Source organism: Roseomonas sp. WA12, assembly GCF_054165765.1.
Genome location: NZ_CM135108.1, coordinates 1,118,376 through 1,131,681, shown reverse-complemented (window position 1 = coordinate 1,131,681; position 13,306 = coordinate 1,118,376). Strand labels below are relative to the sequence as shown.

General features: G+C 68.6%; 13 protein-coding genes. 3 read left to right on the top strand and 10 right to left on the bottom strand.

The genetic code is table 11. From position 1 onward, the window contains the following. Window positions 1-13 precede the first annotated feature (13 nt). Complete coding sequence (locus ACVBD7_RS05435; protein WP_458096484.1) at window positions 14-247, bottom strand: hypothetical protein; 234 nt, start codon at window positions 245-247, stop codon at window positions 14-16. Between the two features lie 418 nt (window positions 248-665). Between ACVBD7_RS05435 and ACVBD7_RS05430 the strand changes: the two genes are divergently transcribed. Continuing rightward, on the top strand, window positions 666-1,991 hold the full coding sequence (locus ACVBD7_RS05430) for a hypothetical protein (protein WP_458096483.1): 1,326 nt from the start codon (window positions 666-668) through the stop codon (window positions 1,989-1,991). 73 nt (window positions 1,992-2,064) lie between these two features. Continuing rightward, window positions 2,065-2,784 (top strand): DUF1028 domain-containing protein, encoded by a 720-nt coding sequence (locus ACVBD7_RS05425; protein WP_458096482.1) that lies wholly within the window; start codon window positions 2,065-2,067, stop codon window positions 2,782-2,784. Between the two features lie 19 nt (window positions 2,785-2,803). Here the strand turns inward: ACVBD7_RS05425 and ACVBD7_RS05420 are convergent, their stop codons facing one another. The 4 genes from ACVBD7_RS05420 to minC all read right to left on the bottom strand — a co-directional run bounded on the left by ACVBD7_RS05420 (window position 2,804) and on the right by minC (window position 7,233). Next, on the bottom strand, window positions 2,804-5,182 hold the full coding sequence (locus ACVBD7_RS05420) for a putative bifunctional diguanylate cyclase/phosphodiesterase (protein ID WP_458096481.1): 2,379 nt from the start codon (window positions 5,180-5,182) through the stop codon (window positions 2,804-2,806). A gap of 72 nt (window positions 5,183-5,254) precedes the next feature. Beyond that, window positions 5,255-5,536 (bottom strand): cell division topological specificity factor MinE, encoded by a 282-nt coding sequence (gene minE, locus ACVBD7_RS05415; RefSeq protein ID WP_458096480.1) that lies wholly within the window; start codon window positions 5,534-5,536, stop codon window positions 5,255-5,257. After that, window positions 5,533-6,351 (bottom strand): septum site-determining protein MinD, encoded by an 819-nt coding sequence (gene minD / locus ACVBD7_RS05410; RefSeq protein WP_458096479.1) that lies wholly within the window; start codon window positions 6,349-6,351, stop codon window positions 5,533-5,535. Before minD ends, minE begins: the two co-directional genes overlap by 4 nt. Window positions 6,352-6,486: 135 nt before the next feature. Further along, window positions 6,487-7,233 (bottom strand): septum site-determining protein MinC, encoded by a 747-nt coding sequence (minC, locus tag ACVBD7_RS05405; protein ID WP_458096478.1) that lies wholly within the window; start codon window positions 7,231-7,233, stop codon window positions 6,487-6,489. A gap of 158 nt (window positions 7,234-7,391) precedes the next feature. On the opposite strand from minC, the gene ACVBD7_RS05400 reads away from it, so the two are divergent. Next, a complete protein-coding gene (locus tag ACVBD7_RS05400; RefSeq protein ID WP_458096477.1) occupies window positions 7,392-7,832 on the top strand; it encodes an acyl-CoA thioesterase in 441 nt (146 codons plus the stop codon). A 155-nt stretch (window positions 7,833-7,987) separates the two neighbouring features. Here the strand turns inward: ACVBD7_RS05400 and ggt are convergent, their stop codons facing one another. The 5 genes from ggt to ACVBD7_RS05375 form a co-directional block, all read right to left on the bottom strand. Then, a complete protein-coding gene (ggt, locus tag ACVBD7_RS05395) occupies window positions 7,988-9,637 on the bottom strand; it encodes a gamma-glutamyltransferase (protein ID WP_458096476.1) in 1,650 nt (549 codons plus the stop codon). A gap of 156 nt (window positions 9,638-9,793) precedes the next feature. Then, complete coding sequence (locus tag ACVBD7_RS05390; RefSeq protein WP_458096475.1) at window positions 9,794-10,579, bottom strand: ABC transporter permease; 786 nt, start codon at window positions 10,577-10,579, stop codon at window positions 9,794-9,796. A gap of 4 nt (window positions 10,580-10,583) precedes the next feature. Then, on the bottom strand, window positions 10,584-11,429 hold the full coding sequence (locus tag ACVBD7_RS05385) for an ABC transporter permease (protein WP_458096474.1): 846 nt from the start codon (window positions 11,427-11,429) through the stop codon (window positions 10,584-10,586). Continuing rightward, window positions 11,426-12,538 carry an ABC transporter ATP-binding protein gene (locus tag ACVBD7_RS05380; protein ID WP_458096473.1) on the bottom strand — a complete coding sequence of 371 codons (1,113 nt, stop codon included), beginning with the start codon at window positions 12,536-12,538 and terminating at the stop codon, window positions 11,426-11,428. The genes ACVBD7_RS05385 and ACVBD7_RS05380 overlap by 4 nt, the downstream gene beginning before the upstream one ends. Next, window positions 12,535-13,305 carry a class II aldolase/adducin family protein gene (locus tag ACVBD7_RS05375; protein WP_458096472.1) on the bottom strand — a complete coding sequence of 257 codons (771 nt, stop codon included), beginning with the start codon at window positions 13,303-13,305 and terminating at the stop codon, window positions 12,535-12,537. The genes ACVBD7_RS05380 and ACVBD7_RS05375 overlap by 4 nt, the downstream gene beginning before the upstream one ends. Window position 13,306: the final 1 nt, after the last annotated feature.

Below are 13,306 nucleotides of genomic sequence, written 5' to 3'. Positions count from 1 at the left end.
CGAAACCGGAGCCTCAGCCCGAGATCAGCCAGCCGATCAACATCACGACCGCCGCGCCGATAAGCACGGCCTTCATCAAGGACAACCACTCGCTGCGGCCGCCCGCCTCCCCTTCCTCCGCATGCATCACCGGGCGCGGCGACGGATGCCGCGCCTCGGCCATCCCGGCGGGCGCCACACTGTCGAACCGCGCGGCGTTCTCGTCGCGCAGCACAGCGTCGGGGGGACGGATCGGGTTGCTGGGCATGTCGGTTCCTCAGGATCGGTGCGGCGCTCGGAGGACGGAATCTCGAAATCGTTGCGGCCCCACGCGGCCCAGAGCGGGAGACGCAGTGCGGCGAGATTTTACGTCGCGGTCGATAACGAAACGTCACAGCCGCCAATGGTTTTCCGCACGCTCTAGCTGCAATCGCCGCTGAGATCACAGACCCGCCGACAACAACCGATGGTTGCATCATGCCGCATGTAGTTCGCGCAGCTGGGCAGGATCCGTGAATTGGCCCGCTTTTGGCACGGCGAAGGGCTGCCGCATGTCGAAATGACCAGCGCTTTGCGTCACCGATCATGTGCGCAACCGGAAGCAGCGTCCATCAATCGGCTGCACGCGCGAAAAACCGCCTACAACCCCGCTTGATCCCGGCGCCCAACGCCGCGACCCTGGCGCCATGCCGCAGACGCCTCCTGGCGAAGACCTCGCCGCCGACCCCGCCTGGACCGGCGCCGCCCGCTTTCTGGAGGGGCGCGTGCCGCCCGGAATGCGAGTCGTCGCGCCCGACGCCTTCGCACCGATCCTTGGCGCATCGAGCGATCCAGATCCCGCCATCCTGCCCGACTGGGCCGTGGTGCCCGCCCGCGGCGGTCCGCCCGCCGCCTTCATTCGCCGCCTGCTTGCCGAGACGACTCCGGTCTTCGCGAATGACGGCTACGTTGTCTTCGCCCGGCGCCCCACCTTCGGCCTCGCCGATATGCGCAACGCCGCGCCGGTGCGCGCCCTGGCCGAGCGCGCCGCATCGGAACCGCCACAACCGGCCGCTGCACCCACCCCTGCCACGGCACCCGCGAGCCCTCCGCCGCCGGCGCCCAGCTACAATGAGGCGAGCCCGCCACGTGCCATCCGCCTGCCCGAGGCCGCGATGGCCCCCATCCTGCCCATTCGATCACCCGATATCCCCCGCGCCACCCTGCCGCCCGAGGCCCGGGCTCTGCAGGTTCCCTCGCGTTCTCCCGAGCCGCCCCCTGCCATCCGCGCTGTGCCGCCGCCGCTGCCGACAGCAGCCGCGCCCGTAATCCTGCCGCGATCACTGCCCCCCGAAGCGATCCGGCCCATCGTTGCGGAAGCACCCCGGGCCGCTGCACCCATCGTGCCACCCCCTGTGCCGGAGCCACCCCGGCCGGTCCCTGCCGCCATGCCGGAACCCCAGGCCCCCTCGCCCGCCGCGACCAGCGGCACGCCATGGGGTACTCTCCCCGCCCGGGTCACCACCCTGCTCGGTGATTGCGCCGGGCGCCGGGTGGGCATCGGGGGCGACGCGGACGGCTTGGCGCGCGCATCACTCCCTCCCTCTGCCCTGCGGTCAGACCTCGCGACGGCCTTGCCGGATGGTGTCCTCGACGCTGCTCTACTCCACCCGGATCAGGCCTCCCTGGCCGATCAGCTGGCGGAGGCCGCCCGCGCGCTCCGCCCCGGCGGCCTGGCACTGGTTGTCGCGGAGAATGCTGAATCCCTCGGTCGCCGTCTCGCCGAGGCGCTTGGCCGCCCCGCCGCCCCGCCCGGCCTCTCAGCGGCTGCGATCCGCGGCGCCATGCACGCGATCGGGCTGATACCCTTGCGGCTGGATGGCCATTCCCTCGACACTTGGCGCGCAACGGCTGACGCGGCCCCGCCCGGCCTCACCTCCTCCGACCCTGCCGCAGCACTGCTGGACGAAGCCGGCGAGGCCGCGGGACCGCGCCACGCCGCCTGGATCCTTTTACTGGCCCGAAAGCCCTGATCCCGGGCCCGGCTGGCGCCGTGGCCGAGCGCGTAAAGTCTCCAGTTCCCCACGAAAGAGGGCACCCCGGCACATGACCTGGTCGATCGTGGCCCATGACCCCACAACCGGCGGCTTCGCCGTTGCAGTCACGACCTGCGCCTTCGCGGTCGGCGCCTCCTGCCCGCATGTCCGGGCCGGGGTGGGCGCGGTCTCCACGCAGTCTTTCACCAATCGCTATCTCGGGCCCGCAGTACTCGACGGCATGGCCCGCGGCCTTGCTCCCGCCGCCGCCATCGAGGGCGCTCTGGCCGGCGATGAGGGCCGCCACCTCCGCCAGATCCATGCGGTGGACCGTTTCGGTCGCAGCGCTGCCTTTACGGGCCAGAACTGCGTGGATTGGGCAGGAGACCGCGCAGCGCCCGGCTTCTCGGTGGCCGGCAACATGCTCGCCGGCCAGGCAGTGTTGCACGACACCGTTGCCTCCTTCGCTGCCCATGCTGACCGGCCCCTGCCCGAGCGCCTGCTTCTAGCGCTCGAGGCAGGTGAGGCCGCTGGCGGCGACCGCCGCGGTCGCCAATCGGCCGCCCTCCGCCTCGTCACCACGGAGGATTTCCCGGATCTCGACATCCGGGTGGACGATCACCAGGAGCCGCTGACCGAGCTCTCCCGCCTGCTCGCCATCTGGCGGCGGGACCGCGCCCCCTTCCTGGAACGCCAACCACGCAAGGCGAACCCCTCCGGTTTCATCGACATGGAGGCAACCGAGGCAGCCTGGAAGGCTGCCGGCCTGGACCTTCGCTTCCGACGATAAGCAGTCACCCGGGCGCGCCTCAGGCCGCCCGGCTGTCCTGTTCGCCCACCCGCGCCTGGAACTCCGCCGCCGACATCGGCCGGCCGAACAGGTAGCCCTGCGCCTCCTTGCAGCCCTCAGCTCGGAGCAGCGACAGCTGCCCCTCTTCCTCCACGCCCTCTGCATTTGTGGTCACGTCCAGCGCGCTGCCGAGAGCGATCACCGCCCGCAGCAGCGCAACGGCCTTCGCGTCCTTGGACAGGTGGCGGATGAAAGAGCGATCCACCTTGATCTTGTCGAAACGAAAGCGCTGCAGCGTGGCGAGCGAGGAGTAGCCCGTTCCGAAATCATCCATCGCCAGACGCACACCCAGCGAGCGGAGCCGCGAGAGGATGCCCAGGGTCTCCGCGCTGTTGGCCAGCATCGCCGCCTCTGTAATTTCGAGCTCAAGCCGCTCGGCCGGCAAGCCGGACCGGGCCAGGGCTCCCTCTACCGTTGCCACGAAACTAGCCTGGCGCACCTGCAAGGCCGAGACGTTCACCGCCAGGTGCAGCGTCCCCCAGCCGCGGGCGACATGACAGGCCTCCTCCAGCACCCAGGCGCCCATTGCGACGATCAGCCCGGTTTCCTCGGCTAGCGGGATAAAGACATCGGGCCCGATCAAGCCGCGCGTCGGGTGATGCCAGCGCAGCAGCGCCTCCGCCCCCTTGATGCGCCGCGTGGCGGTGGAGACCTGGGGCTGGAACAGGATGGTCAGCTCCTGCTGCTCCAGGGCATTGCGAAGGTCCGCCGCAAGGGCCCGTCGCGTCCGCAGCCGCTCATCCATCGCCGGCTCGAAGACCCGCAGGCAGGGCCCGCCCTCCGCCTTAGCTTGGTAAAGGGCCAGATCGGCATCCTGCAGCAGTGCTTCTGGCCGCCTGTCGAAGCTGTCATGCACCATGATCGAGGCACCGATCGACAGGCCGATGATGCGGTAGGCCGTGCCCACCTGGACTGGCTCCTCCATCACCCCCAGCAGCCGCGCGGCGAAGGCAGCTAGCGCCTCGGGTCCGTCCAGCCCCGGCGCGACGAGCACGAACTCGTCGCCGCCCGTCCGCGCCAGCGTGTCCGTTGATCGCAGGCAGCCCCGCAGCCGCGACGAAACCACCCGCAGCACCTCGTCCCCTGCCGCATGGCCGAGGGTGTCGTTCACCTCTTTGAAGTGGTCGAGATCCATGGCGAGCACGATCAGCCCCGTGCCGTCGCGCCGGGCCGCGGCATAGGCCAGTTCCAACCGGTCACCCAGCAGGGCGCGGTTGGGTAGGCCAGTCAGCCCGTCAAAGTTGGCGAGCCAGCGCAGTCGCTCAGAGAGCCGGCTCCGCTCCGTGGAGGCATCCCGGAACAGGATGCAGGCATCCGTCAGCTCGATCACCTCCTGCGGGGCGCCGGCGGGCGCAGGTGGGATCGAGACGGTCAGGTCACCTTTCCCGAGGCCGCGCAGCGCCTCAGTCAACGAAGAAAGCATTGCACCCAGTCGCCGCGCCGCCCCGGCCGCAAGGGCGATCCCGAGGGCAAGGATTGCCGCCACTGTCGGGATCAGGATCCCCAAGCTCCCGCCTATGGCCAGCATGCCCGCCCGGGCTGGTAGCAACAGCAGGACCGAGGGCCGCGTGCGGGAGAGGCCCTCGGGGCTAGCGTCGGGAACGGGCGCGACACGGACCAGCCAATTCCGCCCGTCGATCTCCATGGTGCCGCTCGCGACCCGGTCCTCGGCCAAGGCGGCGAGCAGCCAGTCCGGTGCCCAGGCCGTTACCCGTCCGAGAGGAAGTGGAAGGGTGCTGACCTGCACCTCTCCATCCGCGACAAGGACCAGCCCGCCCTTCTCGGTGGCCATCAGCGCCTCGGCCGCTTCCCGGCTCAGCGCAGCGGTTATCCGCAGGAGAACCTGCCCGCCGCCGGGCAGTCCAAGGGTGGCACCGCTCTGGACAGAGGCCCGGCCGGACCCGGTGCAGCGCGTGTCCTGCGTGCATTCCCCGGATGCCGGCTCCTCGGAGATGAGAGCAGCCCATTCTGCCCTCCCAGGGCGTTCGATACGAACCTCGAGGGAGTGGATCAGCGGCTCTGCGACCCGCAGTCGCGCGAGGACCTGGCGGAACACTGCCTCGTCGAGCGCGCCCTCCCCGGCGAGGGCCGTGGATAACACTACCCCGCCCGGAATCAGCAGAGCCAGCGCGTCGAGCCGGCCGCGCACCTCCGCCATCCGGATCTCGAACCGCGCCGCTGCCATCTGGAGGGCACGCTGGTCCGTGTCCCGGTTCAGGTCACAAATAAGCCAGGTCACGGACAGCGCGGTGACAACCAGGCAGAGCAGCGAGGGTGCGGCGGACAGCACGATCAGCCGCGACCGCAAACCCTGCCGCGGGAAGATCCGCCGTGCCATCCGCCGAAATCCCGCCCAGTTCAGGGCGGGATGATGCAGGAACCCTCTTGATCGAGGGTTAAGCGCGCCGGATCAGGACGCGCGCCGAACCGGCTCTGGCCCGGGCAGCTCAACGGCGATCGCCAGGGTGGACAGGTCCCCGCCCCGCTCCAGCGAGACATTCACCCGGCCCGGATCGATCGCCACATGCCGCGCCACCAGCTCGATGATCTCCTTCTGGAGCTTCGGCAGGAAGTCGTCGCCCTTTCGGGAGATGCGCTCATGCGCGAGCACGATCTGCAGACGTTCCTTGGCCTGAGACGCCGTCTGCGGCGCCTCCTCCTGCTTGCCGCGGAAGAGTTTCAGCCAGCTCATGCAGCCCTCCCGCCGAACAGGCGCGAAAGGAAACCCTTCTTCTCGAAATCCGTGAAGCGCATGGGCCGATCATCCCCCAGGAAGCGCGCCACCGCATCCCGGTAGGCCTGCCCGGCCGGTGACGGCTCGTCCAGGATCACCGGATTGCCGGTGTTCGACGCCTTGAGCACGCTTTCACTCTCCGGCACCACGCCGAGCAGCGGGATGCGCAGGATCTCCTGAATATCCTCCAGCTTCAGCATCTCGCCACGTTCAACGCGCACCGGATCGTAGCGCGTGACAAGGAGGTGCTCCTTCACCGGATCCCGCTTCTCTTCAGCGCGCTTGGACTTGGACTGGAGCACGCCCAGGATCCGGTCGCTGTCACGGACGGAGGAGACCTCGGGGTTAGTCACGACGATCGCCTGGTCGGCGAAGTACAGCGCCAGCAGGGCGCCTTTCTCGATACCCGCGGGGCTGTCGCAGAGGATGTAGTCGAAATCCTTCGACAGTTCCTCGATGATCGTCTGCACGCCTTCCTTGGTCAGCGCGTCCTTGTCCCGCGTCTGGCTGGCCGGAAGGATGGACAGGGACTCGACCCGCTTGTCCCGGATCAGCGCCTGGCTGAGCTTCGCCTCGCCCGAAATGACGTTGACGATGTCGAACACGACCCGCCGCTCGACCCCCATGATGAGGTCGAGGTTGCGCAGCCCCACATCGAAGTCGATCACGACGGTCTTCTTCCCGGCCTGGGCCAGCCCGGTCGCGAACGCGGCCGAGGAGGTGGTCTTGCCCACGCCTCCCTTGCCGGAAGTCACCACGATCACCTGCGCCATGCGCTCATCTCCAACCCCCTCGATCCCGCCACCCGCCCCAAATCCGGCCAGCGGTCCGGGCAGCAAGCCGAAACATTGTCTTCCATCGCATGGCCGGCGGCGCCCCTGCAAAGGAGATTCCGGCCCGGCCGCGCGCTACCCCAGCTTGTCGAACCGCATGCTCTCGCCAATCAGGCAGACCTGCACCGCCTTGCCAAGCGGAGCGTCGCCCAGCCCGTCCCGCACGGCATAGTAGCCGGCGATGGAGACAAGCTCCGGCTCGAAGTTCAGCGCGAAGATCCGGGCCGAGAGGTTCTCTGACCCGCCTGCGATCGCCCGGCCGCGAAGTGTGCCATAGACATGGACATTCCCGTCCGCGATCACCTCGGCGCCGGCATTGACAGTGCCCCGGATGATCAGGTCGGAGCCCTGGGCCCAGATGCGCTGCCCAGCCCGCACCGCCTGGTCCACCACCATCGTCGGCATCCAGCCCGAGGGCGGCGGCGGCTCGGGGACCGGCAGGGGCTCGGGGGCGGGAGGGGCCGGGATGGCGGATGGTCCGGGCCCCTCGGCCGCTGCAGCGCGCAGCGGCGGCAGCCCCGCCGCCTGGGCGGCCGCCCGCAGCTCCGGTCCGCCGCCCGTCGTCCCGATCGGGGCGATCTGCACCCCGCGCAGCTGGGTCGTCAGGTGATTGAAGTCGGGCGCCGCCGCAGGGTCCAGGTCGTCCAGCCCCAGCACAATCGGGGCGTTGCGCAGGAAACCCGGTGCGCGGCGGAACTGATCGGCCAGGGCGGGTACGACCACCTCCACCCGGGGATCCAGCAGGCGTAGCACCAGCAGGTTGAAGTTGGCCCCGCGCAGCCGGAACGGCTCCAGTCGGGCTTCTGACGCGGGGGAGGACATACGGGGGCGGGTGAACCTTGGGCTGGTGAGTGGTGCGGTCACATTACAGGGAAGTTCAGTGCAGGCGAAGCCTCGCGCATTGTCCCGTGCACTCCACCCCTGGAGCGCGGCTCTGCGGCAACATAGAGAGGCTGGCGCAACGATAGGAACACAGGGCGATGAGCGAACGGAGGCGCCCGGTCCGGGCGGAGTACCGACATTTCCTTGAGATCCCCACCCGCTGGGGCGACAACGACGCCTACGCTCACGTGAACAACACCGTGTACTACTCGTTCTTCGACACGGTCGTATCCCGCTTCCTCCTCGCCTCAGGTGCCATCGATCTGAAGACATCCGCTGTCATCGGCGTGGTGGTGGAGACGGGCTGCCGCTACCTCGCCCCCCTCTCCTTCCCGGATCTGGTAACCGTCGGACTGCGGGTCGCGCGCATCGGCAACACCTCGGTCCGCTACGAGATCGGCATATTCCGCAACGACGAGGACGACGCCAGCGCCGAAGGCCACTTCATCCATGTCTATGTGGACCGGGAGACTCAGACGCGCCCGACACCCTTGCCTCCGGCACTCCGGGAGGCCGTAGCACCGCTGGTCGTCAGCTAGGGCGTTTCAGGGCATTCCAGCGGGGGAGGAGATCCTTCCGGTCGAAGCCCCTCACCTCTTCAAACCGGGTCAGCTCCCAACAGCTTCCGCGCAGGCTAAATACCTAGCACCTAACCTGCGCAGTACCGCAAAAGCGGGACCAGCGCAGCGCCCGGTTAGGGCCGCTGCTCCGGCACGAAGCGCACGCCCGGCCGCGCCAGCCCTCCTCCGATGCCGATCGGCGTCCCGTCCGCGCGCCAACAGGCGGCGCCCGCCATCATGCCGTCCGCCCCGAAGGACACAGCCCCCATCCCGCCACCCACGGTCGGAACCCGCAGCACCCGGTGTCCGCGCGCGACGAGCGCCGCCTCGGTCTCCACCGAAATCCCGGGTTCCACTTCCAGCAGATGCCCCTGCGTCCAGACCCGCGGCGCCTCCACCGCCTCCTGCAGCGGCATCCCGTGGTCCAACAGATTGATGATCGCCTGCATGGCCGAACCGAAGATTCGAAGCCCCCCGGGCAGCCCGAGCGCCACCACAGGCACCCCGTCCCGCAGCACGATCATCGGTGCCATAGAGGTGAAGACCCGCTTGCCCGGCGCAACCGAAAGTGCCCGCCCGGGATGCGGATCGAAGTTGTACATGTAGTTGTTCGCGATCATCCCCGTGCCCGGCACAGTGAAGCGGGCGCCGAACAGGCTATTGATCGTCTGGGTGGTAGAGACGATGCCGCCCAGCCCATCGGCCACGGTCACATGGGTGGTGTTGGCGGATTCCAGCAGCCCCGGACCCGGCGCCCAATCGCGCGCGCGGACCATGTCGATCTCCGCCCGCCGGAGCGCCGCGTAATCGCGTGAGGTAAGCCGCTCCACCGGCACATCCACGAAGGCCGGATCGGCGGTCGCGACCGCCCGATCCGCGAAGGCCATTTTCAACACCTCGGCGAGCAGATGCACCCCATCCGGCGTGCCTGCGCCGAGAGCACGGAGGTCGAAGCCCTCCAGCACGCCCAGCATCTGCGCGATATGCACACCGGCCGAGGAGGGCGGTGGCGGGCCGATCACTTCATGCCCGCGATAGGTGGCGCGCACCGGATCGCGCTCCATGGGCGAGACCAGCCGCAAGTCCTCAGCGGTGATCAGCCCTCCGCTCGCCTGCATATGAGCAGCGAGCGCATCACCGAGTTGCCCATCATGCAGCGCCTCGGCACCCGTCGCGCCGATGAGCCGCAACGTATCCGCGTAATCCGCGCGCACCACGCGGTCGCCGGCACGGATCGGCGTGCCCTGTGGCAGGAAGGTGGCCGCAAGCCCGTCATCCCCCGCTAGTTCCGCCACGTTGTCCGCCACGCAATCCGCGAGATAGGGCGTCGCACGCCACCCACGTGAGGCGGCGCGGATCGCAGGCTCCAGCACCTCGGCCAGCCGCATCGTCCCGTATCGCTCGAGCGTGTGGCACCAGGCGCGCAGCGCGCCGGGCACCGCCATCGCGAGCGGCCCGAGATGGTTCGTCCGGCCCACCGTCTCCTGATAGTCCGGCAACACGTCGGACACCGTGCGGTACATGTCGGGCGTCGCCGCGAGTGGCGCGGTCGACAATCCGTCCACCACGACATGGCGGCCGTCAGGCAGGCGCAGATGCGCCACCCCGCCGCCGAGAATACCAACCATCATCGGCTCGACGACCGTCAGCGTGAATAGCGCCGCGATCGCGGCGTCGACGGCGTTGCCACCGGCCAGCAGGATGTCCGACCCGGCGCCCGAGGCGAGTGGGTGATTGGTCACAACCATGCCCTTTCGGGCAGTCACCGGATATTTTTCGGTCATCGATTGTCCCCCAACCGTACTATGCAGCAACGACCCTGCCGCGTCACGGATGCGCCGGACACCTACAACCCGATCCGAAAGGGATCTGGAGGACCGGGCCGCAGCACCGCCTGTGCGCCTTCTCAAGCTTGCCAGGCGCGCCAGGGACTGGCCCGCCTACTCGGTCCGCTGCCGTCGAAGCGCGAGATCTAGCAGGAGCAGCATGACCGTCATTCCCACCAGTAGCACAGCCACTGCCGCCATGGCTGGATCGAGATTCTCGTTGATCCCGTCCCAGATCTTGCGCGGTAAGGTGAAGACGCGGCGGGAAGCGATGAACAGCACCAGCACCAGCTCGTCCCAGGAATGGATGAACGCGAAGATCGCGCCGGAGACGATGCCCGGCACGATCCGCGGCAGTATCACCCAGCGCAGCGTCTGCCCGAGCGACGCGCCCATCCCGCGCGCCGCACTCTCCAGCCGCGGATCGAAAGCCGCGAGCGCGGTAGAGACGGTGATCACCACATAGGGCAACCCCGTCACCCCATGGGCAATGACCACCCCGGTGAAGCTATCCAACAGCCCGAGCTTCGCGAAATAGCGGTACAGCCCGATGGCGTAGGCGATGCTGGGGATAATGATCGGAAGCAGCATCAGCGCCCGCACGAGATCCGTGCTGCGCCGCGAGAGGCGCCAGCAGCCGATGGCGCAGAGCGTGCCCAGCACCACCGCGAGAAGGGTGGAGGCGGTCGCGATCAGCGCCGATTGCAGGATGGCGCCCGTCCAGGCCGGCGAGGTCAGCAGTCGCACGTAATGCTGGCCGGAGATCTCGTGATAGGGCAGCGAAAGAAACCGCTGATCCGTCATCGAGACCGGCAGGATGATGGTGATCGGCAGGATCAGGTAGATCACCGTCACCCAGGCGACAGTCCCGTTGAGCCAGCCCGGCCGATACCCGCCCATGCCCTTAGCCTCCAGCCCCGAAAAGCCGCCGCAGGTTCACCAGCCGCGAGAAGATCGCCAGGGTGGTCAGGATCGCCACCACCAGCAGCGTCGCCATCATCGCTCCCAGCCCCCAGCGGATAAGATCGAGGATCTGCAGCTTGATCCACTCCGCCGCCATCAGCGTCTTGCCGCCACCGAGGATTGCGGGGGTGATGTAGAATCCGAGCGAGAAGATGAAGACGAGCACTCCCGCCGCGATCAGCCCGGGCAGCGACAGCGGCAGGAACACCCGCAGGAAGGAGGTCGCCCGCCCGGCACCGAGGCCGCGCGCGGCCGAAAGCAGGCGCGGATCAATTTCCCGCATCGCCGAGAGCATCGGGAGCACCGCGTAGGGCACCATGTAGTGCACCATGCCGACGATAATGCCGAACTCGTTCCAGACCAGTGCCAGCGGCTCATCGATCACCCCCGCCGCCATCAGCCCCTGGTTCACCAGCCCCTGGCGCCGCAGCAGAGTCACCCAGGCGAAGGCGCGTACCAGCACGCTGATCCAAAGCGGCACGAGCACGGCCAGCAACCACCAGCGCTGCGCCTTCGGCCCGGCTAAGGCAATCCGGTAGGCGAGCGCATAACCCAGCAGCAGGGCGATCGCGGTCGTCACAACCCCAATGCGCAGCGTGGTGCCGATCACCCGCTGCACGCTCTCGCTTGTCAGCAGCCGCTCGTAATTGCCCAGCCCCGGCGTCGGCTCCGTCACGCTGATGGCCAGCACCTGCAGGATCGGCGCGACATAGAAGGCCGTCATCAGCAGGAAAGCCGGCAGGATCAGCGCCCACCAGCCCGCGGCGTGACGCCCGCTCGGGCTCACGCCGCCCGGTCCTGCGCCACCGCGTCCTCAATTACCGCCACAGCGGCCTCGCGCGACCAGCCCAGCCGCACGGGAAGCCCTTCCGCCGGTGCGATCGGCGAGCGCCAGGCCGGAAGATGCACGCGAAGGGCGCCGAGATCGGGCACGTCCACGACCACAGCATAGCCGGTGCCAAGATAGGACCAGGCGGCAATACGCCCCTCCACCACATTGTCTTCCGCCCGCCCCGAGGGCGCGCCCGCGGGCGAGAGCGCGATCTTCTCCGGCCGCAGCGAGAGCAGCGCACGCCCGGTCGGCCGCGTGCCATGCGCCAGCACGCGCGTGCCGCCCCGCCGCAGCACGATGCCGCCGGCATCCGGCTCCGCATCGCCCTCGATGAAGTTCGACTTGCCGAGGAAATCCGCCACGAAGCGCGTCTCCGGCCGTTCGTAGAGCATCTCCGGTGACCCGACCTGGATGAGCCGTCCATGATTAAGGATGGCGACCTGATCCGAGAGGCTCAGCGCCTCCTCCTGGTCGTGCGTCACGTTGATGAAGGTGCGTCCGACGCGCCTGTGCAGCGCCTTCAGCTCATCCTGCAACTCCGCCCGCAGCTTTTTATCGAGCGCCGAGAGTGGCTCGTCCAAAAGCAGGAGCGCCGGGTCGAAGACCAGCGCGCGGGCCAGCGCCACGCGCTGCTGCTGCCCACCCGAGAGCTGCGACGGCCGCCGATCCGCGAATCGGTCGAGCTGCACAAGGTCAAGCGCAGCCCGCACCTTCGCATCCCGATCGGCTCGCCCCATCCGGCGCACGCGAAGCGGAAAGGCCACGTTCTCCGCCACACTCATATGCGGGAACAGGGCGTAGCCCTGGAACACCATCCCGAAGTCACGCCGCTCCGGCGGAAGCGCCGTGATGTCGCGACCATCCAGCAGGATCCGCCCTGCGCTCGGCTCCACGAAGCCCGCGATCATCATTAGGATCGTGGTCTTGCCCGAACCGGAGGGCCCCAGCAGCGTCAGGAACTGCCCGCTCGCCACCTCGAGCGTTGCGCCCTCCACCGCCGTGAAGTCGCCGTATCGCTTCGCGACCCCCTGCAGCGACAGCGCGTGCCCGGCCGGGCCGCTCACTCGGCATAGTCCGGCTGCTCGCGGTCCATCTTCCGGCGCAGTGCCTGCCAGGGCAGCCAGCCCTTGGTCTTGCTCGGCGCAAATTGGTCGCGCGCGCGACGCACCACATCCACAGGCGGAATGTCCAACGGCGCACCGCTCGACTGCGCCGCGATTTGAATACGGCAGGACTGCTCCAGATAGTACATCCAGTAGAAGGCTTCGGCGACGGTGCGCCCGGTGGTCAGTAGCCCATGATGGCGCAGGATCATGCAGCGCTTGTCGCCCATATCCCGCACCAGCCGTTGCCGCTCGTCCAGATTGTCGTCGGCCGCGATCCCCTCGTACTCGTGGATGGCAACGCGTTCGTAGAACTCGGTGCTGATCTGGTTCAACGGCAGCACGCCCCCGGTCTGCGCCGCCACAGCCATGCCGGCCAGCGTGTGGGTGTGCATCACGCAGTGCGCGTCCGGAGCGCCCAGATGCAGCGCCGAATGGATCACGAACCCCGCCGGGTTCACTGGCCAGGCCGTCTCCTGCGCCGGCGCGCCTTCCGCATCCACGAGCACGAGGGAGGAGGCCGTGATCTCCTCGAACAAGAGCCCGTAGGGGTTCACAAGGAACCGATGCCCCTCGCCCGGCACGCGCACCGAGAGATGCGTGAACACCAGATCCGTCATCCCGAAATGCGCGATCAGCCGATAGGCGCAGGCAAGGTCCCGCCGAAGTTCGGCCTCCTCGGGCACGTGGTTCGGGTCGGGCCGGACGGGCGGCGGCGGAAGCGGCATG